Raw genomic sequence first — 19,435 nt, 5'->3', positions numbered from 1 at the left:
CGGCTTAGACCTCCATGCCGTAGCGGTGTGCCTTGTGGGTGGGGTAGAGGGCGATCTGCGGGATGGTGACATCCGGGGTGCGGGTGGCCACGTAAAGGGTGATTTCAGCGACGTTGTCCACCTCGATGCAGCTCGCGTGGATGCCTTCTTCGATTTCCTTCTTGTCCAGCCAACCGTCGATGTAGGCGGGGACGTCGCCGTCGTAAAGGCCTTTGTCGATGATTTCGGTCATCGGGGTCTTGACGTGCGACGGGTTGATGACCGTCACGCCGATCTTCTTGTCCTTGCCTTCGAGCAGGATGTTCTTGCTGAAGCCCATGAGGCCGTGCTTGGAAGCGCGGTACGGGCTGTGGCCGGGGCCGGAGGCGACGCGTGCGGAGGAGGAGCCCATGTTGATGATGCGGCCACCGTTTTCCTGCTTCTCCATGATGCGGAAAGCTTCGCGGCACATCAGGAAGACTGCTGTCAGGTTGGGCGTCATGGTCTTGTTCCACTCGTCCAGGGTGACGTCGACCACCGGTGGGGCGAGGGAGTCGCGTCCTGCGCTGTTGACCAGGAGGTCCACGCTGCCCCAGTTGCTCTTGGCCCAGGAGAACAGGTCGATGACCGACTGCTCATCGGTGACGTCGGCCAGGATGGAGTGCACTTCTCCCCGGCCGTAGCCGCGGATGCTGGCAGTGACCTTGTCCAGGCGCTCCTCGTCGATGTCCACCAGCAGGACCTTGCTTTCGTTGGCAGCGAAGATGCGTGCCACGGCCTCGCCGATGCCGGAGGCCGCGCCGCTGATGATGGCGACCTTGCCGGTCAGGGCCACGCCGTTCTGGGGGACGTATGTTTCACTCATTTGTGGTTCTCCTTGTATTAGGTGGTTTTGATGGGTTCGGTGGCCGTCAAACGGACGCCACTGAGGGGGAGGCGAGGCTTACCGCCTGGCTGGCTTTGTTGCGGATCTCATCCCAGCGCTGGCCGGCGATGTCCGCCTTGGTGGCGATCCACGATCCGCCGCAGGCTGCCACGGTTGGCACCTGAAGCCAGGCGGCAACAGTGCGGGCCGTGATTCCGCCGGTCGGCATGAAGGCAATGTCCGGGTAGGGTGCGGCGAACGCCTTCACGAGCGGTAGCCCGCCGACTGCCTCTGCCGGAAAGAGTTTCAGCAGCCGCAAGCCGAGGGCCCGGGCCGCCTCGATCTCGCTGGGTGAGGTGACGCCCGGAATGATTGGTACCCCCGCCCGGCGGGCGCGTTCCACTACCGCGGCATTGAGGCCGGGTGAGACCAGAAAGTGCGCACCGGCGTCGACGGCTGCGTCCACATCGGCCTCGGAGAGGACGGTTCCGGCGCCCACCAGCAGTCCCGGTACTTCCTGGACCATGCGGGCGATCGCCGCGGCAGCCGCCGGCGTCCTGAACGTGACTTCGGCGACCGGCAGTCCGGCCTCCACCAAGGTGCGTCCCAGCGGGACGGCGTTACAGGCGTCGGCGATTTCGATCACCGGAACAATCCGCAGCTGCCGGAGGGCGTGTTCGAGGTCCATGTCAGTTTCCTTTCAGCTGGACAGCGGGCTGCCGGGCGGGCTCGATGACATAGCACCGGCCGACGTCGGGGAGGGTCCACAGCAGTTCGCCGGCCACCTCGGCAAGTTCCCGGGCGGCTTCTTCACGCGGCACGGTATTGAAGTCGAACAGCCCGAAGTGATGGCCGACGACGGCGGGAATCGCCGCCTGCTGGCACAGGGCTGCCGCTTCGCGCGCCGTGAAGTTGCCGGGTACGCCGTTCTGCAGCCTGTGGCTGTCCCGTCCATTGATGGGGAGCAGAGCCAGGTTCACGCCGTGGCTGCGGAGCAGTTCGGCCTGGCCGTCGTAGGGCACGCAGTCGCCGGAGTGGTAGATCCGGACCCCGGCGATTTCCAGGATGTAGCCCAGGAAGACGGAGTCCCCGTTGGCGTCGAATTCGAGTTCCTCATGCGCCGCGGGAACCGCGGTGACCGTGACGCCGTCGCCAAGTTCAATGCGGTCCCCGGCAGTGACTGCCTGGAGCCGGTCCTCGGGGATGTGCCGGTCCAAGGCCACCTGCTGTCGGGCCCTGGGCGCCACGAACAGGGGATGGTTCTGCTGCTGCAGGGCCTTCACCGTGTCAGGGTCCAGATGGTCCGTGTGGGCGTGGGTGTGCAGGACAGCATCGACTCCCCTTACGGCAGCGGGATCCACCGGCACCGGCTGGAGCCGGGTATGCGGGAACACCGTCCCCGCATACTTGCGGGCCAAGCTGTTCGAAAGATACGGGTCGATGAGGATGCGACGGCCGGCATATTCGAAGGCGAACCCGGCTTGGCCCAGCCACCAGAAGCGGAGGCCGCCGTCGGCGTCGGGCGCCTGGGTGAGATGTCCGACGTCGGGTCCGTCACCGTCCGCACGGACCGTCCACACTTCGCTCATCGGACAGCCAATCGAGCGGGGACGGCCTCGGGATCGTGTTCGGAAGGCGGTGCTTGGGCGCCGGTCATCAAGGAGACGGCATCGTTCATGGTGATATCGGTTTTCTGGACGCACGCGATGCGGCGGCCGAGCCGCTGGACATGGATCCTGTCCGCAACCTCGAACACGTGGGGCATGTCGTGGCTGATCAGGATCACGGGGATGCCGCGGTCACGGATGCCGGAAATGAGGTCCAGGACCTTGCCGGATTCCTTGACGCCCAAGGCCGCCGTTGGTTCGTCCATGATGATCACCCGGCTGCCGAACGCCGCAGCACGGGCCACGGCCACTCCCTGGCGCTGTCCGCCGGAGAGCGTCTCCACAGCCTGGCCGATGTTCTGGATGGTCAGCAGGCCGAGGTCGCCCATGATCCGGGCCGTTTCCTTGTGCATGGTCTTGTGGTCCAGCATCCGCAGGCCCCAGCCCAACGGGCCTGGCTTCCGGATCTCGCGGCCCAGGAAAAGGTTCGCAGCGATGTCCCGGGCCGGAGCCAAGGCCAGGTGCTGGTACACCGTTTCGATTCCGGCGGAGCGGGCATCCAGCGGGGAGCGGAACTTCTGCGTCACGCCATCCACCTGGATCTCGCCCTCGTCCGGGATCAGGGCACCGGACAGCGCCTTGATCAACGAGGATTTGCCTGCGCCGTTGTCACCGATGACGGCCAGGACTTCACCGGGGTAGAGCGTGAGGTCCGCGCCGGCGAGGGCAGTGACGTGGCCGTAGCGCTTGACGAGGTTCCGCGCCCGAAGGATGGGCTGAATTGTGGGAACCGGGTTGGTGGAAGTTGGGTTGGTGGTCATCCCGCGACCTTTCGAGTCCACTGGTCCAGTCCGACTGCGACGATGACCAGAACGCCTGTGGTGAATACCTGCCAGAGGACATCGACGCCGGCCAAAGTCAGGCCGTTGCTGAAGACTCCGATGATCAAGGCGCCCAACAGGGTGCCCAGGACATTGCCGCGGCCGCCAAACAAGCTGGTGCCGCCGATGACTACTGCAGTGATGCTGGCCAGGTTCACTCCTTCGCCGGAGAACGGGCTGACGGAGCCTACGCGGCCGATCAGGAGCCATCCGGCAATGGCACAGATGACGCCAGCTACGACGTAGACGCTCAACAGGACACGGGTGGTCCGGATGCCGCTGAGCCTGGCGCCTTCGGCGTTGTCACCCACCGCGTAGATGTGCTCGCCCCACGCCGTGCGCTTGAGGATGAAGGCAACGGCGATGAAGCTCAGCAGGACCAGGATGGAGCCGTACGTAACCGGAGCTCCGAGTACCTTGAAGGTTTCGCCCGGCCAGAGGAGCAGGTCCGGGAGGACATTGGCCTTGATCGTCTGGCTGCCTGAAGCCAGGAGATTCAGGGCGGTGAAGATGCTTAGTGTTCCCAAGGTGGAGATGAAGGGCGGGACGCGGAAGCGGGTCACCAGGACGCCGTTGAGGAAACCGCAAGCGGCGCCGGTAGCCAGGGCAATCAGCAGGGCCAGGACGGCAGGTACTCCCGCCTCGGCCGCCAACTTTCCGGAGATGACCGTGGTGAAGACCATGACTGCGGCAACCGAAAGGTCGATGCCGCTGGTCAGGATGATCAACGTCTGCGCGATGCCTACCATGCCGATGATCTGCACCTGCTGCAGGATGAGCGAAACGTTGAGGGGATCGATGAACCGGGGGCCTACCATGGCGGTGAACACCACGCAGGCGAGGATCAGGACTGCAGTCGGCCCCAGGAGGGGGTGGGCGTGCATTTGGCGCTGGACCCGACCGAGAAAAGGAACGGGAGGCTGATCGTCCAGGCGCTCGCCGACCCTACGTTGGGCGGGGGCGTCGGGGGTCTTGGCCGGCGCAGGGGCGCCGGTGGTCGCGGATACTGACTTCATTGTGTGTACCTTCGCTGTTCAATGAACGGTGGTCTGGGTGCCGGGCCTAGCCCCAGCAGTTGCCCAGGCCCCACGTAGTGGGTTCAGAGGTGACGCCCGGAGCAGCTTTGTCGGTGATCAGGGTGACGCCGGTGTTGGTGAAATCAAGGCCGTCGGTTGTGGTCGGCTTGGTTCCGTCCTTCAAATAGGCGCTGATGGCTTGGAGTGCATCTCCGGCCATCTTGATGGGGAACTGCATGGAGGTGGCCCCGATGGTTCCGGCCTTGACGTCGTTGACGCCCGGGCAGCCGCCGTCGATGGAAACTACGGTGACCTGGCCTTCCAAGCCGGCGGCCTTGATAGAGGAGTAGGCTCCCGCTGCGGCGGGTTCGTTGATGGTGTAGACGAGGTTGATGGTGCGGTCCCGCTGGAGGAGCTTTTCCATGGCCGCGCGCCCGCCGGCCTCGTTGGCGTTGGTGACTTCGTGCCCCACGATCCTGGGGTCCTTCTCGTCACCGATCTTGTTCTTGTCGGCAATGTCCACGCCGAATCCCTGCAGGAATCCTTGGTTGCGTTGCACGTCCACTGCCACTTGGGCGGGGCTGAGGTCCAGCATGGCGATCCGCGCGGGCTTGTTGGCAAACTGGGCAGCTGACCATTGGCCGATCAGCACCCCCGCCTGGAAGTTGTCTGTGGCAAAGGTTGCGTCGGCAGCATCCGCCGGGTTGGTGGGGGAGTCCAGGACCGCTACGAACACGCCCGCGTCCCGTGCTTTCTTGATGGCAGGGAGGATGGCTTCGGAATCGGACGGGGCGATCATGATGCCCTTGGCGCCGCGTGCAACCAGGTTCTCGATGGCTTTGACCTGGGAGTCGTTGTCGCTCTGGCCCTGGCCGGAGAGCGCCTGGAGCTCGAAGCCCAGTTCCGCGGCCTTCTTTTCGGCGCCCTCGCGCATCTTGACGTAGTACGGGTTGTCGTCCGTCTTGGTGATGAGCCCAACGAGCGGCTTGGAGTCGGCTGCGGACGGGGAACAAGCGGCCAATCCGGCCGTGAGGCCAGCGGCTGCGAGGAAGGCTGCTGCCTTGATGGTCATTCCACGCCGTTGTGTACGAGCGGTCATTTTCGAGGCCTTTCTGTCGAGAGGAGTCTCTCTGCTGAACTTCAGGGAGGGGTGGTGTTGATCACAACGATAGCAGGAATTTTCCACCAATCAATATCTTTTGGAAGAAATTTCCAAGACCGGCTAGGCTGGCACCCATGTGTGGAATCGTTGGATACGTCGGCCCGGCCGGCTCACTGGAAACTCACCGCGAACGTGCGCTCGATGTAGTGCTGGGTGGCTTGCGTCGCCTGGAATACAGGGGCTACGACTCAGCGGGCATCGCCGTTCATTCGGCTGGTCGCGTCCATGTCAGGAAGAAGGCGGGCAAGCTGGCCAAACTCGCGGACTCGCTCCTCGCCGAGCCGCTCCCGCAAGGTGAGGTGGCCATCGGTCACACCCGATGGGCCACCCACGGGGCGCCAACGGATGCGAATGCGCACCCCCACCTGGTGGACCATGGCAGGTTGGCCGTGATCCACAACGGAATCATCGAAAATGCCGCTCCGCTGCGCCAATCACTGCAGGGCAACGGGCACAGGTTCGCGTCGCAGACCGACACGGAAGTGGCCGCCGCGCTGCTGGCGCAGGCCTACCGTGCCGCCGTCGAAAATGGCGGGCGCGAAGTGGCCGGCGATGCACTCGCCGTCGCAATGCGGAACGCCTGCCAGGAGCTGGAAGGCTCCTTCACCTTGCTGGCCGTACACGCGGATCACCCCGGCGTTGTTGTGGCCGCGCGGCGAAACTCGCCACTGGTGGTGGGGATCGGCGACGGCGAGAACTTCCTCGGCTCGGACGTGTCGGCTTTCGCCGAGTTCACCACGCGTGCGGTTGAACTGGGGCAGGACCAAGTTGTTAGCGTCACCGCCGAACAAGTCACTGTGACCGACTTCCTGGGCGCGCCCGCTGAGACGGCGGAGTTCGCCGTGACGTGGGATTCCGAAGCAGCGTCCAAGGGCGGGCATGCATCGTTCATGGCCAAGGAGATGTTGGAACAGCCCGAAGCGGTCCGGCGGACTATTCAGGACCGGATCGGCGTGGACGGTTCAGTCCGACTGGACGGGATTGGCATCGACGACGGGACCCTGGCCGGCATCCGGAAGGTGGTCATTGTTGCGTGCGGAACCGCGTCCTACGGCGGGCAGATCGCCAAGTACGCGATTGAACGCTGGTGCCGGATTCCCGTTGAGGTGGATCTTGCCCATGAGTTCCGCTACCGCACCCCCATGCTGGATTCCCGAACGCTGGTGGTGGCCATTTCGCAGTCCGGAGAGACCATGGACACCCTGATGGCAGTCCGCTATGCCCGCGAGCAGGGAGCTGTGGTCTTGTCCATCTGCAACACACTGGGCTCCACCATTCCCCGCGAATCGAACGGCGTCCTCCACACCCTGGCCGGGCCGGAAATTGCGGTTGCTTCCACCAAGGCATTCCTTGCCCAGGTCACGGCCAACCTGCTCCTGGCGCTCTACTTGGCGCAACTGCGCGGTTCCTCGCTCCAAGCGGAAACCCGGGAAGTGGCCCAGGAGCTGCGGCGGATTCCGGACCTCATTCAGCGCACACTGGACGGGGTTGCGCGGATCGACGCGCTGGCCGCCGACCTGCGGGATACGCAATCCGTGCTCTTCATCGGCCGGCATGTTGGATTCCCGGTTGCCATGGAGGGTGCGCTGAAGCTCAAGGAACTCGCGTACATCCATGCCGAGGGTTTCGCGGCGGGCGAGCTCAAGCACGGTGCCATCGCACTGATCGACCATGGCCAGCCCGTGATTGTAGTGGTGCCATCACCCCGGCACAGCAGCCTCCTGCATTCCAAGGTCATGTCCACCATCCAGGAGATCAAAGCCCGGGGAGGACGCGTCATCGCAGTCGCCGAAGAGGGGGATGGCGTCGCGCGGCACTGGGCTGACGACGTCGTCAGTGTGCCCGAATCGTCGCCGCTGCTTGCGCCACTGCTGACAACGGTTCCCCTCCAGCTGTTCGCTGCCGCACTTGCCGGCGAGAAGGGGCTCGACGTTGACCAGCCCCGGAACCTGGCCAAGTCCGTCACGGTGGAGTAGTCCGGGGCCGCCCGCCCGTTTCTCGACAGGTGCCTCGGGATCGAAACGCATGGGGTCCTACCTTCCAAACGGGAAGGTGTTGCCTCGAACGAGGCTAGCCGCGCTGGCCGGGAAAGGGAGGTACTGCCGGAACCTGTATCAACCGGCTCTCCCACGGTTCGCAAAAGGGGCGTCTTATGGGGAGGTGACCTCCACCAGCCTCCGCCCCCGTCAACGCGAAGCCCCTGCCCCGATGCAGTCCTCCGCCGCGCGCTTTGCCCTCGCGGTCTCTACTCTTGGATTCTTCGTTATCACGCTGGACGCACTGATCGTCAACGTCGCGTTGGCCACCATCGGCACGCAACTCGGCGGCGGAACTGCCGGACAACAGTGGATCGTGGACGGCTACACGCTGATGTTCGCGTCCTTGCTGCTGTTCGCCGGCACTTTGTCGGACCGCATCGGAGCCAAACGCGCTTTCACGTTCGGGCTGGTGCTGTTCGTCGTCGCTTCCGCGGCTTGTGCCTCCGCCCCCGTCCTCTGGGCATTGGTATTGGCCCGGTTCGTTCAGGGCGCCGCAGCCTCGCTGATGCTGCCGCCGTCGATGGCCCTCATCCGCGAAGCCTTTCCCGACGCGATCCAGCGCTCCAAGGCCATTGGCTTGTGGGCTTTGGGCGGCGCGGTGGCTGCCGCCGCCGGCCCGGCGTTGGGTGGACTGCTGACCACCATCGACTGGCGGCTGGTCTTCCTCATCAACGTTCCTGTTGGCGCCGCTGCCGTTGCAATGTTGCTGAGAGTCCCGAGGTCCCCGGTTCGACCCGCCGTGTTCGACCATGTGGGCCAACTTGCCTCCCTCGTCGGGGTGGGGGCGCTCATTTTCGGTCTCATCGAAGGTGGTGTCACGGGCTTCGGATCTCCGCTGGTCATCGCTTCCTTGCTCGGTGCGGTCCTGGCAATCGCTGTCTTCCTGGTGGCCCAGGCCCGCGGTCGGAATCCCATGATGCCCCTGGATTTGTTCCGGTCCGCGGGCCTCCGGATCGCGCTCTCGGTGGGTTTCAGTTTCATGGTGGGGTGGTACGGGATGGTGTTCGTCATCAGTCTCTTCCTCCAGCAGCACCTCGGTTTGTCCCCGCTGTTTGCGGGCCTTGCGTTCCTTCCGGCTTCAGTGCTCATCGCGATCAGCAACGTGGCCGCCGGCCGGCTGGCAGCCAGGCGCGGGCCGCGTTTCCCGGCCGTCCTGGGCCAGTTGCTCATGGTCTCCGGCCTGGTAGGCATGCTCCTGGCCGCGCCACTCGGTTCGCTGATGGCTGTCACCATTTTGTTGGTGCCCATTGGCGTGGGTGGTGCCTTGGCCATGCCGCCCATCACGGCACACGTTTTGGACAGCGTCCCGGCCCACCGATCAGGCGCCGCCAGCGCAGTCTTCAATACGTTCCGGCAACTTGGCGGGGCAGTGGGTGTGGCCGTCTTCGGTGCACTGCTGGTGGGCCCGGCCGGCTTTGTGCCCGGCCTGCAGGCGAGCTTGTTGATCGCTGCACTGCTGCTCCTTGCGACGACGGTGGCGAGCGTTTTCATCCAAAGAACCAACGAAGGAGAAATACACCATGGCACCAACTGAGACTGCGCGCCGGAACCATGACGAGCTCTTCGCCGGCCAGCTTCCAGGCCTGACGGCCTCCGACCCGGAACTCGTGGAGATCTTCACCAACTTCGCCTTCGACGAGACCCTCCGGGATTCAAACCTGGACGCAAGGACCCGGGTCATGGTTCAGTTGGCGTCGCTCATCGCCTCCCAAGCCATGGGGGAGTACAGGGCTCTGCTCGGTGCCGCCCTCACCATCGGGGTGACGGCCGTGGAGGTCAAGGAGATTGTCTATCAGGCCGTGCCCTACGTCGGCATGGCGAAGGTCTCGGACTTCCTCCACACCACCAATGCGATACTCACTGAGCATGGCGTCCAGTTGCCCTTGCCCGGACAATCCACCACCGCAACAGCAGACCGTGCCGCGAAAGGCCTGGCCGTGCAGAAGCTGATCGCGGGTCCGGAGCGGGTGGAGGCCCTCCGTGCTGCCGCGGCCGGGGATGAGATGCACTTCCAGGAGTACCTGGCCGCCAATTGCTTCGGGGACTTCCTCACGCGCGGCGGCATGGACCTACCCACCCGCGAGCTCCTCACCCTGGCGATGCTGGTCTCGCTGGGCGGATGCGAACCGCAAGTGAAGGGACACGTCCAGGGGAATCTCAACGTCGGCAACGACCGTGCGCGGATGCTCTCTGTCATCACGGCGCTGCTGCCCTACATCGGATATCCAAGGACTCTGAACGCGCTCCGGGTGCTCAACGAGGCCGCCCCGGCAGTGCCCACCGTGTAGCCCTCGAGGAAGCCGCCGTGCCTGTGGTCAGCGGGGCGGAACGGGCACATAATGTAGTCATGGCACGGCGAACAGCGCACGTGCTTGTGGATGGAGCATCGGCGCAGTTTGCGGTCCGTGCTCGTATGGTGAGGATGATTCCGATGCCATTGTCGGAGGAAGAACGCAAGAGCTTGGAAGAGCTGGAGCGCGGCCTCGCGGCATCGGATCCTGAGTTGGCCCTTCAATTGCAGTCTGGACGGCCACGGGGTGCGTTCACCCGGACCATTCTTGGCGGCCTGGCTGTGGTTGCCGGCTTCGCGATGGTCATCGCCGGGATCATCACCCAATGGGTCATTCTGGGTGTTTTGGGTTTCCTGCTGGCCAGCGCCGGTGCGTACTGGCTTGTGAGTAAGTCCTCACTGCAGCGCCGGTTCAAAAGGCACGACGGCGAACCCGTACCTTAGCGGCGACTGTTTCCGGAGGAGGCCGGTACAGGCTCACCCGGGGGCACCATCATCCGCCACGCAAGGACGGCGCACGCTCCGAGGCCGGCCGCAGCCAGCGCGATCATCCATCCGGCCCGCCGCGAACCGCGCTGACGGGTCCTGCGGCCCAGGGCTTGTGTCGTTTTCCTGACGGCTTGCGCGGCGGTGCGCCGGGCATTCTTGGCAGCCTTCCGATTGCCTGTCAACGTGAGAATGACACCGTGGACCACGGACGGGACATCGGCATGGTTGATCCGGGATAAGGCCCAGCCCACCACGGCATCCGTCTGGGAAGCGGTGCCCTCCGCTGCATGTTTCACCCACTCACTGGCAAGGTCTTGAACGGCGGGAATGATCGATTGTGCTTTGTGCATGGTGAAACCCTCACCCTGTAGATTGCCCCCGCTGCCAGCCTACGCCGGAGCTTCGTGGACCAACAGGTGCCTCATCCTGCTGTTCCTCCCCGTTGCCCGGAAACTGGCACAGGGAGCGGCCCGTCATAGAAGGGCCGCTCCCTGGAACACGTCGCCGGAGCGCCTGGCGAAGGAAGGAACGTGGTCAGCGCGTGGGTATGCCGTCCACGAGGGTCGTCACCACTGAGGTTCGGGCGAGCTCCTCCGGTGTCACAGCCAAGGGGTCCCGGGCAAAGACCGTGAGATCGGCCCTCTTTCCGAGGCTGATGGAACCTGATTCATGGCTAAGTCCGGCCGCGGCGGCGGCATGGCTGGTGTATCCCTCCAAAGCCATGAGCGCAGTGAGGGCCTGCTCGGGTTGGACTGGTTCGATCTCCGGGCTTTCCACCGGCCGGCGCAGGATGGAATCGGCCATCATGGCCCTGGGGTCGTAGGGCGTGATGGGCCAGTCCGAACCCAGCGCAACAGTGACTCCGGCATCCCTCAAGTCACGGCAGCGCCATCCGCGCGCCGCCCGCTCGGGCCCAAGCCGCACAGACCAGTTGTCGCTCCGGTCCGCCCGGGTATGGTGCGTTCCGTGGACCGGCTGCATGCTTGCCGCTACGCCGAGTTCGGCAAACCGCTCCACGATCTCGTCCGGGATGGTCTCGATGTGTTCAATCCTGTGCGAGGCCAGGTGCCTGGCCTCGCCGGATGCCTCAAGGGCCTCCAGGACGTAGCGGACTCCTTGGTCGCCGATGGCATGCGTGGCCGTCGGGATGCCACGTTCCACAAAGAAGCGCAGCGCCTTCTGGAAGTCCGCCGGATCGGTCCACACCGATTCATGGTTCTCGCCGTGGGTGTCCGGTTGCTCCAGCCAGGCCGAGCCGTTGTCGATAGTGCCGTCGATGAAGAACTTGACCCCTTCCACCCGCCAACGGCGTCCGCCCGTGCCCTGCAGCGCGGCCACCTCTTCGAGCTCGTTGAGGGACGCTCCGGCGTTGACCATGGGGGAGAACCTCAGCCGCAGGGGAAGCTCGCCGAGCGTCTCCAAGTGGGTGACCAGTTCGGCGGAACCTTCGGCGAAGTCCATCACGTGCGTGGACGTAATTCCGACGCCGGCCATCCCGTTAAGGAGCGTCCGCAGCCGTTCGGCCCGGATCTCGAAGCTTTCCTGCGGGATCACGTTCGTCACGAGGTCCATCGCACTGAACTCGACGATGTAACCGGTGGGCGTGCCGTCGTCGTCGACGTCTATCAACGACTCGTCCGGAAAGTCCACCGGACCCGTGATCCCGGCGGCGGCCAAGGCGGCGGAATTCACGATCGCCGAGTGGCCGTCGCGCATGCGCAGGAACATCGGCACACTGCCCGTGGCGTCGTCGAAAAGGCGGCCGCTGAACCCGGTCTGGTTGAAAAGGTTCGGGTCGAGCCCCCAGCCGATGACCCATTCACCGGGGTTGGCGGCCGTGGCTGCGTCCGCAATGATCCGTTGCACTTCGGCCAAGGGCCCAAGGTCCGTCAACTGCACGCCACGGGCCAGTTCCAGGCCGAACACCACGTGCGTGTGGCTGTCGTTCAGCCCCGGAACCAGGGTCGCGTCACCGAAGTCGTGGATCACGGTGCTGGTTCCACGGAACGGCTCAACGTCCGCGGGACTCCCGACGGCGGCAATCCGGCCGTCTTTGATCGCAAGGGCGGTGGCGCCTGGCTTCTGCGGATCCAACGTGTGGATGGTGCTCGCGAAGACGATCGCGTCTGCGGCTCTCATATGAGTGCTCCTTGGCTAACGGGTTCTTTCTTGTCCAAGTCAGCGAACAGGGCATTGACGCGTTGCTGCTCGGCCAGCGGGGCCGGCTTGGCGATGGAAACGGCAACGTAGACCGCGAGGTTGACGATCAATCCGGCAACGCCGGACGTCAAACCGCCGAGCCATGGAATGGACAGGGGGCTGGGGTACATGATTTCCAGGACTGCGGCCACAAGGATTCCCGAGACCATGGCGGCGTTGGCCGCTGCAGCTGTTCCGCGACGCCAGAAGATGCCGAGCAAGAGCGTGGGCGCCAGTTGGCAGATGGCCTGGTAGGACACAAAGGCGACCACGATCAGGCCGGAGACCTGGTTTGCCATCAGCAGCGCGGCCCCGGCGGAGATGAGCGTAATGGCGGCGACGGCGATCTTTGCACCCTTCGCAGACTCGATACGCTCTTGTTTGTGAACACCGATCACGTCGTTGGCCAACTGTGTACCGACGGCCTGCAGGTTGGCTCCAACGTTGCCCATGGTGGCGGCCACAACGCACACACCGGCTATGGCAACCATGCCCGCTCCACCGATTCCGGCCAGGATGAACCACACGGTATCCGGGGCGTCGGAAACACTCGGGAGGCTGGTAGCCAGCAGGCAGACCGTGGTGAGCGCGGCCGAGAACAGGAACATGATCGGTGCTGCCTGGACGGCGGATTTCTGTACCGTTTTCGGGGTCTTGACGCTGAACATGCGGACAAAGAGGTCCGGCCAGCACCAGGCGCCCATCATTCCGGTGAATATCAGGGAGAACAGGTAGAACGGGCCGGCAGCGCTGCCCGGACCAGGGAGTTGGAGCAGGCTGGGCGCAATCTCGCCGAAGCCATGACCGTTGGTGATGAGCCACACCAGGAGTCCCAGGATCACCAGGAAACCTACGCCGTAGGCGAAAATCCCTTGAACCATGTCGCTGATGATGAGTCCGCGGGTGCCCAACTTAACCGTCCAGATCTGGCGTGCGGCAATGAAGAGGACACCGATCACCACGGCTACGTAGGGGGAGACCTGGCCGAAGGAGAGCGTCGAGAAGACCAGGCCAAGGGACTGCATGCCCAAGACGACCCATGGAACAGAGGCAAGGACACCGATGAGGGCGGCGATCACCCGTACGGAGCGCGAGTTGTACCGGAGGCCGAGCAGGTCTGCCTGCGTCCGTAGATCGTGGATGCGGCCCCATTTGTTCACCGGGGTGCCGAGGAAGAACATCAGCACCACGCTGAGCAGTGAGTAGGACAGGGAGTAGAAACCGATTGCACCGGCGCTGGCAGTCAGTCCGGCAAAGGAAATGAACATGGTGCCGGCCAGCCAGGTGTTGAGGAACGCCATGGTGCCGAACCACGAGCTGAAGGAGCGGCCACCGGTGGCATATTCGCTCATGGACTTGTCCGCGCGCCGGCCGCGGCTCATGACAACCACCACCAGCACGGTGAACAGGAGGATGGCTCCGTAACCGATCAGCATGTTCATGCCGTTTCCTCCTCATCGGTGTCCCGTGTCATCCACAGGCCGAAGAGGGACAGGGTTACCAGTGCGTTGGCCACGAGGAAGTACCAGATGGTGGATTGGCCCTCGCTGAACAACCAGTGCACGGGCGGGGCAAGCAGGAGCAGGATATCGATCACGAAGATCGTCCTGCGGATGTTGCTTCGGCGGTCCGAAGTCAGGACAGCTTGGGACATTGGGGGGATCCATTCCTCCGGGCATCGTTGGCCGGATGTAAGCGAAGGAGACAATTTGCGGGAACGTTCCCGCAAATAAAAGTGTGGGACGTCACACGATCAATGTCAAGGGGTTCCCCAACATCCGGGAAGCGCCGTTGGCGGGGCGCCGCCTAGGATGAGGTCATGGTGAGAACTCGGGCAACAATCATGGACATCGCGCGCGAGCTCGGCCTGTCCAAGACCACCGTCTCCAGCGCCTTGGGCGGCTCCGGCCGTATCTCCGACGAGAAACGCGAACTCATCCAGGAAACCGCCGACCGCCTTGGCTATGTCACCAATCGGGCCGCCCGCAGCCTGCGCGTGAACCGGATCGGCACCATCGGGCTCCACATTCCACCGGTGGCCCGCAGCCTGGCGTTCTACATGGACTTCGCTTTTGGCGTGACGGAGGGCGCCGCAGCAGCTGACTATGACGTCACGCTGTTCGCGCGCGAACTGACTCCGCGCATGGCCTTCCAGGTGGACGGTGTGATTGCCATCGATCCCGCCCCGGGTGAGCCCTTGGTGGCGGCACTGCTTGCTGGCGGCATTCCCACCGTGAGTGTTGGCCGTTACGGCGGTCCCGGCGAGGAGCGCGTGCAGGGAACGCTTGAAGCCCATCACGCCGAACTGCAGATTCAGGTGCTGGACCACCTCCTGGCCCGTGGGCGGCGACGTCCTGCGCTGCTGGCCATCGACGACGCCATTGCATCATCCTGGGCCGTCGATACCCGCCGGACCTACACGGACTGGTGCCTCCGGAATGGCCTCGAGCCCCGGGTGCACGAGGTTGGGGCCAATGCCAGTCCGCGGGACCTCGTAGCAGCCATCACCCAAACGGTGGATATCGGCGGGGCGGACGCGCTGGTCTGCGGCGCGCAGGGGCAAGCTGCGCAGAGCCAGATTGTCCTGGAAAGCCGGGGCCTCACGCTGGGCAAGGACTTGGATGTGGTCTCCTTCGCCGGTGCTGCTGCCTTGGAAACGGGCAATTCGCTGATCAGCTCCATTGACCTGGCCCCGCGTGCCTATGGCAAGGCAGCCACGGAACTGCTGGACGCAATCATCAAGGATCCCGACGCTCCGCCGGTACACCGGTGGTTCGAAGGCGCGACTGTGCAGTTGGCGCGCTGATTTCTCCGAGGGTCCCTAGGCGTTCGGCTTGGCTACCAAGGACCCGCGCGCAGCACCCACCATGCCCTCAACAGCGCGGGCAAGGTGGGTGCCGCGATCATTGACGCCGTCCCAGCGGACTAGTGCCTGCGCGTTCAGGCCGTCCACCATGCCGAGGATCTGCCATGCGACGGCGGCGGCATCGGAAACGTCGAACGCTCCGGTCGCGTTTCCGTCCTCCACTACGCCCTGGAAGACCTTCTGCCAGGCATCCATTTGCTCCCGGACCGACGCGGCCAGGGCTTCGTTGCGGCGCCCCAGGGACCAGGCTTCCACCCAGATGGCCGTGACGTCCAGCCTGCTGTTGTCCAAGAGCGTGTCCACCAGCAGCCCCAGCCGTTCAGAGGGGCTGGGGAGCTGACCTAGCAGGCCCGCAATTTCCTGTGTTTCCGCCGCAACTATGGTGGCGAACGTGCTTGAAACGAGCGCGTCCATGTTGGGCTGGTAGTGCGCCACCAGGCCGGAAGCCACACCTACGCGCGCGGCAACATTACGCAGCGTGAGGGCCCTGAGGCCGGTGTCCAGTGCGATCTCGCGGGCGGCCTCGGTGATTTCTGCGGCGCGTTCTGCCGGTGACTTCCGGACTGCGCGCTTCTGTGGGGTGCTTGACATCACAGACCAGTCTAGATTACCTTTTCATCATTGTTGATCATGCGATCAACAAGCGAATGGCAACAAAGCGCAAGACGACGAAGGAGTCCCCCATGGCTTGGAGAATGCCAGCCGAAACAGCACCGCATGAGCGCACCTGGATGGCGTTTCCCCGCACCGGCCTGACCCTTGGCGACGACGCCGCCTCGGCCGAAGAGGCCTACGCGGCCTGGACCGCCGTCGCCCATGCCGTGGCCGAATTCGAACCCGTCACCATGGTGGTGGACCCCAGCGAGCGCCAGCGCTCTTCCCGCATGCTGGGCAGCGGCATCGAACAGGTCGAGGCACCTCTGGATGAGTTCTGGATGCGCGACGTCGGACCCACCTTTGTGTTGGACCATGAACGTCCCGGCGTGCTTGGCGCCGTGGACTGGATCTTCAACGGCTGGGGTGCCCCGGCCTGGTCCGAATGGCAGAAGAGCGCCGGAATGGCCCGCTTCGTGGCCGAACAGTCCGGCGCGGAGCTGGTCAGCTCACTGCTGGTCAACGAGGGCGGCGCCATCCACGTCGATGGCGAAGGCACCGTGCTGGTCACCGAAACGGTGCAGCTGGATCCGGGCCGGAATCCCTACGCGGACAAAGCAGCAGTTGAGGCTGAACTGGCCCGCACCATCGGCGCCACCAAGGTCATCTGGGTACCCCGCGGCCTGACCCGCGACTACGAGGACCTGGGCACGCGCGGCCACATCGACATGGTGGCTACCCTCCCCGCACCCGGCCGTATCCTCCTGCACGCCCAAACCAACCCGGAGCACCCGGACTACGAAGTCAGCCGCACCCTCCAGGCATTTCTGGAAACGCAGACGGACGCGGCGGGCAAGCCGTTTGAGATTGTGCCGCTGCCCGCACCGGAAACGCTGCGCGACGACGACGGTTTTGTGGACTGGAGCTACGTTAACCACCTGGTGGTCAACGGCGGCGTCATTGCCTGCGGCTACGGCGAAGAACGAGCAGACTCGCTCGCCGCTGAAATCCTGGCCGAGGCCTACCCTGGCCGCCGTGTAGTCACCGTGGACGCCCGGCCCATCCTGGCCCGCGGCGGCGGCATACACTGCATCACCCAGCAGCAGCCCAAACTCACAGGAGGTGCAGCGTAATGGCTCGATTCGACGTCGTTGAAGCCTCCATCGCGCAACTGCGCGAGGCACTTGAGTCGGGCGAGGTGACCAGCGAGGAACTCACGCAGGCTTACCTCGACCGCATCGAGGCCTACGATCGCAGCGGCATCAAGCTCAACGCGATGGTGGTTATGAACCCCGAGGCTTTGGCGGATGCCCGGGCCTCCGACGAACGCCGGGCACAGGGCGCGGTGAGGGGCCCGCTGGACGGCATCCCCTACACGGCCAAGGACAGCTACTTGGCCAAGGGCCTCACCGCCGCTGCAGGTTCCCCCGCCTTTGAGCACTTGGTTGCGCAGCGTGATGCCTTCACCATCGAACGCCTGCGGGACGCCGGTGCGGTGCTGATCGGCCTGACCAACATGCCGCCCATGGCCAATGGCGGTATGCAGCGCGGCGTCTACGGACGCGCCGAAAGCCCGTACAACGCAGACTTCCTGACGGCAGCGTTCGGTTCCGGTTCCTCCAACGGTTCCGGCACCGCGACGGCGGCCAGCTTCGGGGCCTTCGGCCTGGGCGAGGAGACGTGGTCGAGCGGCCGCGCACCGGCGTCGAACAATGCTTTGTGCGCCTACACGCCCTCGCGCGGCGTCATCTCGGTGCGCGGCAACTGGCCGCTGGTCCCCACCATGGACGTCGTGGTGCCGCACACCCGCACCATGGCGGACATGCTGGAACTTCTGGATGTCATAGTGGCCGACGACGCCGAGGCGCGTGGCGATTTCTGGCGCGCACAGCCGTGGGTCCAGATCCCAAAGTCCTCCGAGGTCCGCCCGGAGTCCTATGTGGCGCTGTCACAGGAAAGGCTCGACGGCGGGCGGCTGGCTTTGCGGGGCAAGCGGTTCGGAGTGCCGCGCATGTATGTCAACGCGGACCGCGACGCCGGCACCAATCCGACGCCGGGCATCGGTGGGTCCACCGGGCAGCGGATCGAGACACGGGATTCCGTGATCGAGCTGTGGGAAGCTGCGAAGGCGGACCTCGAGGCTGCCGGGGCCGAGGTTGTCCTGGTGGACTTCCCGGTGGTCTCCAATTACGAAGGCGACCGCCCCGGAGCGCCCACCATCGCCACCCGTGGCCTGGTCACTCCCGAGTACCTGAAGCGCGAGATCGTGGACCTGTCCTCCTGGGCCTGGGACGACTTCCTGCGGGCCAACGGCGACCCCGAGCTCAGCACTCTCGCCGACGTGGACGGTGCAAGGATCTTCCCGCACCCCGAGGGCGCCTTGCCGGACCGCTACGCCGGCTTCGACGACGACATCGCCGAGTACCCAGCGCACGTCCGTGACAACGGCTTTTCGACGCTCACCGAAATCCCGGAGCTCGAAAACGGGCTGCACGGTTTGGAAGAGACCCGACGCGTTGACCTGGAGGAATGGATGGACGGGCTCGGCCTGGACGCGGTCCTGTTCCCGGCTGCCGCAGATGTGGGACCGTCCGACATGGACGTCAATCCGGCTTCCGCGGACCTCGGATGGCGCAACGGCGTGTGGGTGGCCAACGGCAACCTCGTTCCCAGGCACCTCGGCATTCCCACTGTCACCGTGCCGATGGGAACCATGGCCGACATCGGCATGCCCGTGGGCCTCACCTTCGCGGGGCGGGCCTACGATGACACGGCGTTGCTGACGCTGGCCGCGGCCTTCGAAGCGACCGGATCGCGTCGCACGGCACCGCCCCGGACGCCGGCACTGTAGCGGATTCGACGACGACGGGGCGGGACACTCGTGGGTGCCCGCCCCGCCGCTGGTGGTTGCGGCCGGGAGCCATGCGGTCACCCGGGTGTGAGGTAGCTCCTTGCGTCATTCTTGGAAGCACTAGTCGGAGCCCGGGGTCCAAGGGGCGCCCTTCATTTCTTCTTTGAACCAGTCGGGGATGTGTTCCTCGTCACGGGGGAAGAGGTAGAGCTCTTGGGCGTAGGTGTCGTTTACTGGTTCGCCGAGCTCCCAGACCGGCTTCTCTGTGTAGTTGTAGTCGGCTTCCCAGCCATTACCGGCAGGTGTGACTTTGAGGGTCATGGAAAACCACGTGCCCCGATTGGGGTGGTACATCCCTTCCCTAAGCGTCCGGGCTGCAATGAGAACGTTATTGTCCACGTGCATGCGTTTCACCTCGGCGCCGGCTAGGTAGGCCCTTGCGATGGAGCTTGCCCTGCTTCCGATTTCGGAGCGAACATATGCAAACTCATCCCATTGGATGCCCTGGGGCCGGACGGCCCAGAGTCCTTCCGCGATGATGCGTTCGAGTTCCCGTGCCTTTTCGAACCTGTCCTGTGGTGTGGTTTGTTGCGTCAT

The 19,435-nt window shown here is 64.7% G+C and carries 19 protein-coding genes; 7 read left to right on the top strand and 12 right to left on the bottom strand.

The window, feature by feature from the left end; genetic code table 11:
- Positions 1-4: 4 nt before the first annotated feature.
- From ACFRJ9_RS03300 to ACFRJ9_RS03275, 6 genes are read right to left on the bottom strand one after another with little or no spacing between them, the layout of a single operon-like run.
- Positions 5-844 carry an SDR family oxidoreductase gene (locus ACFRJ9_RS03300; protein ID WP_377664382.1) on the bottom strand — a complete coding sequence of 280 codons (840 nt, stop codon included), beginning with the start codon at positions 842-844 and terminating at the stop codon, positions 5-7.
- A 46-nt stretch (positions 845-890) separates the two neighbouring features.
- Positions 891-1,532, bottom strand: coding sequence for a bifunctional 4-hydroxy-2-oxoglutarate aldolase/2-dehydro-3-deoxy-phosphogluconate aldolase (gene eda, locus ACFRJ9_RS03295; RefSeq protein ID WP_377664380.1), 642 nt, complete (start codon positions 1,530-1,532; stop codon positions 891-893).
- Between the two features lies 1 nt (position 1,533).
- Positions 1,534-2,433, bottom strand: a complete 900-nt coding sequence (locus ACFRJ9_RS03290; protein ID WP_377664378.1) for an MBL fold metallo-hydrolase — start codon at positions 2,431-2,433, stop codon at positions 1,534-1,536.
- Complete coding sequence (locus ACFRJ9_RS03285) at positions 2,430-3,272, bottom strand: ATP-binding cassette domain-containing protein (protein ID WP_377664375.1); 843 nt, start codon at positions 3,270-3,272, stop codon at positions 2,430-2,432. Before ACFRJ9_RS03285 ends, ACFRJ9_RS03290 begins: the two co-directional genes overlap by 4 nt.
- On the bottom strand, positions 3,269-4,348 hold the full coding sequence (locus ACFRJ9_RS03280) for an ABC transporter permease (protein WP_377664373.1): 1,080 nt from the start codon (positions 4,346-4,348) through the stop codon (positions 3,269-3,271). The genes ACFRJ9_RS03285 and ACFRJ9_RS03280 overlap by 4 nt, the downstream gene beginning before the upstream one ends.
- Positions 4,349-4,394: 46 nt before the next feature.
- Complete coding sequence (locus ACFRJ9_RS03275; protein ID WP_377664371.1) at positions 4,395-5,447, bottom strand: substrate-binding domain-containing protein; 1,053 nt, start codon at positions 5,445-5,447, stop codon at positions 4,395-4,397.
- Positions 5,448-5,584: 137 nt separating this feature from the next.
- On the opposite strand from ACFRJ9_RS03275, the gene glmS reads away from it, so the two are divergent.
- From glmS to ACFRJ9_RS03255, 4 genes are all read left to right on the top strand, one after another.
- The gene (gene glmS, locus ACFRJ9_RS03270; protein ID WP_377664369.1) at positions 5,585-7,486 is read left to right on the top strand and encodes a glutamine--fructose-6-phosphate transaminase (isomerizing); all 1,902 of its coding nucleotides are present in this window, start codon (positions 5,585-5,587) and stop codon (positions 7,484-7,486) included.
- A gap of 184 nt (positions 7,487-7,670) precedes the next feature.
- The gene (locus tag ACFRJ9_RS03265) at positions 7,671-9,083 is read left to right on the top strand and encodes an MFS transporter (RefSeq protein ID WP_377664367.1); all 1,413 of its coding nucleotides are present in this window, start codon (positions 7,671-7,673) and stop codon (positions 9,081-9,083) included.
- Positions 9,070-9,837: a carboxymuconolactone decarboxylase family protein gene (locus ACFRJ9_RS03260; protein ID WP_377664365.1), complete on the top strand. Its 768-nt coding sequence runs from the start codon at positions 9,070-9,072 to the stop codon at positions 9,835-9,837. The genes ACFRJ9_RS03265 and ACFRJ9_RS03260 overlap by 14 nt, the downstream gene beginning before the upstream one ends.
- 59 nt (positions 9,838-9,896) lie before the next feature.
- Positions 9,897-10,283 (top strand): DUF3040 domain-containing protein, encoded by a 387-nt coding sequence (locus ACFRJ9_RS03255; RefSeq protein WP_377664363.1) that lies wholly within the window; start codon positions 9,897-9,899, stop codon positions 10,281-10,283.
- Here ACFRJ9_RS03255 and ACFRJ9_RS03250 read toward each other — a convergent pair.
- The 4 genes from ACFRJ9_RS03250 to ACFRJ9_RS03235 form a co-directional block, all read right to left on the bottom strand.
- On the bottom strand, positions 10,280-10,678 hold the full coding sequence (locus ACFRJ9_RS03250) for a hypothetical protein (protein ID WP_377664361.1): 399 nt from the start codon (positions 10,676-10,678) through the stop codon (positions 10,280-10,282). The genes ACFRJ9_RS03255 and ACFRJ9_RS03250 overlap by 4 nt on opposite strands.
- Positions 10,679-10,862: 184 nt before the next feature.
- Positions 10,863-12,467, bottom strand: a complete 1,605-nt coding sequence (locus ACFRJ9_RS03245; RefSeq protein ID WP_377664359.1) for an amidohydrolase — start codon at positions 12,465-12,467, stop codon at positions 10,863-10,865.
- Entirely contained in the window at positions 12,464-13,969 is a 1,506-nt protein-coding gene (locus tag ACFRJ9_RS03240; protein ID WP_377664357.1) for a sodium:solute symporter, read from the bottom strand. Before ACFRJ9_RS03240 ends, ACFRJ9_RS03245 begins: the two co-directional genes overlap by 4 nt.
- Positions 13,966-14,181: a hypothetical protein gene (locus tag ACFRJ9_RS03235; protein WP_377664355.1), complete on the bottom strand. Its 216-nt coding sequence runs from the start codon at positions 14,179-14,181 to the stop codon at positions 13,966-13,968. The genes ACFRJ9_RS03240 and ACFRJ9_RS03235 overlap by 4 nt, the downstream gene beginning before the upstream one ends.
- Before the next feature lie 165 nt (positions 14,182-14,346).
- Here ACFRJ9_RS03235 and ACFRJ9_RS03230 point away from each other — a divergent pair, with 165 nt between their 5' ends.
- On the top strand, positions 14,347-15,333 hold the full coding sequence (locus tag ACFRJ9_RS03230) for a LacI family DNA-binding transcriptional regulator (RefSeq protein WP_377664353.1): 987 nt from the start codon (positions 14,347-14,349) through the stop codon (positions 15,331-15,333).
- Positions 15,334-15,348: 15 nt separating this feature from the next.
- Here the strand turns inward: ACFRJ9_RS03230 and ACFRJ9_RS03225 are convergent, their stop codons facing one another.
- Positions 15,349-15,984, bottom strand: a complete 636-nt coding sequence (locus tag ACFRJ9_RS03225; protein WP_377664351.1) for a TetR/AcrR family transcriptional regulator — start codon at positions 15,982-15,984, stop codon at positions 15,349-15,351.
- Positions 15,985-16,076: 92 nt separating this feature from the next.
- On the opposite strand from ACFRJ9_RS03225, the gene ACFRJ9_RS03220 reads away from it, so the two are divergent.
- The gene (locus ACFRJ9_RS03220; protein WP_377664348.1) at positions 16,077-17,120 is read left to right on the top strand and encodes an agmatine/peptidylarginine deiminase; all 1,044 of its coding nucleotides are present in this window, start codon (positions 16,077-16,079) and stop codon (positions 17,118-17,120) included.
- Entirely contained in the window at positions 17,120-18,838 is a 1,719-nt protein-coding gene (locus tag ACFRJ9_RS03215; protein WP_377664346.1) for an amidase, read from the top strand. The genes ACFRJ9_RS03220 and ACFRJ9_RS03215 overlap by 1 nt, the downstream gene beginning before the upstream one ends.
- A 120-nt stretch (positions 18,839-18,958) precedes the next feature.
- On the opposite strand, the gene ACFRJ9_RS03210 is transcribed toward ACFRJ9_RS03215, so the two are convergent.
- On the bottom strand, positions 18,959-19,435 hold the full coding sequence (locus tag ACFRJ9_RS03210) for a hypothetical protein (RefSeq protein ID WP_377664344.1): 477 nt from the start codon (positions 19,433-19,435) through the stop codon (positions 18,959-18,961).

Origin of the sequence: Paenarthrobacter sp. NPDC056912, from assembly GCF_042786555.1 — a bacterium.
Lineage (GTDB): Bacteria > Actinomycetota > Actinomycetes > Actinomycetales > Micrococcaceae > Arthrobacter.
The sequence above is the reverse complement of the archived record's forward strand: the minus strand, read 5'-3'. Positions and strand labels throughout refer to the sequence as shown.

Coding starts and splice junctions, on each gene's coding strand:
- ACFRJ9_RS03300 (WP_377664382.1), bottom strand. CDS start 844: ATGAGTGAAACATACGTCCCCCAGAACGGCGTGGCCCTGACCGGCAAG.
- eda (WP_377664380.1), bottom strand. CDS start 1,532: ATGGACCTCGAACACGCCCTCCGGCAGCTGCGGATTGTTCCGGTGATC.
- ACFRJ9_RS03290 (WP_377664378.1), bottom strand. CDS start 2,433: ATGAGCGAAGTGTGGACGGTCCGTGCGGACGGTGACGGACCCGACGTC.
- ACFRJ9_RS03285 (WP_377664375.1), bottom strand. CDS start 3,272: ATGACCACCAACCCAACTTCCACCAACCCGGTTCCCACAATTCAGCCC.
- ACFRJ9_RS03280 (WP_377664373.1), bottom strand. CDS start 4,348: ATGAAGTCAGTATCCGCGACCACCGGCGCCCCTGCGCCGGCCAAGACC.
- ACFRJ9_RS03275 (WP_377664371.1), bottom strand. CDS start 5,447: ATGACCGCTCGTACACAACGGCGTGGAATGACCATCAAGGCAGCAGCC.
- glmS (WP_377664369.1), top strand. CDS start 5,585: ATGTGTGGAATCGTTGGATACGTCGGCCCGGCCGGCTCACTGGAAACT.
- ACFRJ9_RS03260 (WP_377664365.1), top strand. CDS start 9,070: ATGGCACCAACTGAGACTGCGCGCCGGAACCATGACGAGCTCTTCGCC.
- ACFRJ9_RS03255 (WP_377664363.1), top strand. CDS start 9,897: ATGGCACGGCGAACAGCGCACGTGCTTGTGGATGGAGCATCGGCGCAG.
- ACFRJ9_RS03250 (WP_377664361.1), bottom strand. CDS start 10,678: ATGCACAAAGCACAATCGATCATTCCCGCCGTTCAAGACCTTGCCAGT.
- ACFRJ9_RS03245 (WP_377664359.1), bottom strand. CDS start 12,467: ATGAGAGCCGCAGACGCGATCGTCTTCGCGAGCACCATCCACACGTTG.
- ACFRJ9_RS03240 (WP_377664357.1), bottom strand. CDS start 13,969: ATGAACATGCTGATCGGTTACGGAGCCATCCTCCTGTTCACCGTGCTG.
- ACFRJ9_RS03235 (WP_377664355.1), bottom strand. CDS start 14,181: ATGTCCCAAGCTGTCCTGACTTCGGACCGCCGAAGCAACATCCGCAGG.
- ACFRJ9_RS03230 (WP_377664353.1), top strand. CDS start 14,347: ATGGTGAGAACTCGGGCAACAATCATGGACATCGCGCGCGAGCTCGGC.
- ACFRJ9_RS03225 (WP_377664351.1), bottom strand. CDS start 15,984: ATGTCAAGCACCCCACAGAAGCGCGCAGTCCGGAAGTCACCGGCAGAA.
- ACFRJ9_RS03220 (WP_377664348.1), top strand. CDS start 16,077: ATGGCTTGGAGAATGCCAGCCGAAACAGCACCGCATGAGCGCACCTGG.
- ACFRJ9_RS03215 (WP_377664346.1), top strand. CDS start 17,120: ATGGCTCGATTCGACGTCGTTGAAGCCTCCATCGCGCAACTGCGCGAG.
- ACFRJ9_RS03210 (WP_377664344.1), bottom strand. CDS start 19,435: ATGACGCAACAAACCACACCACAGGACAGGTTCGAAAAGGCACGGGAA.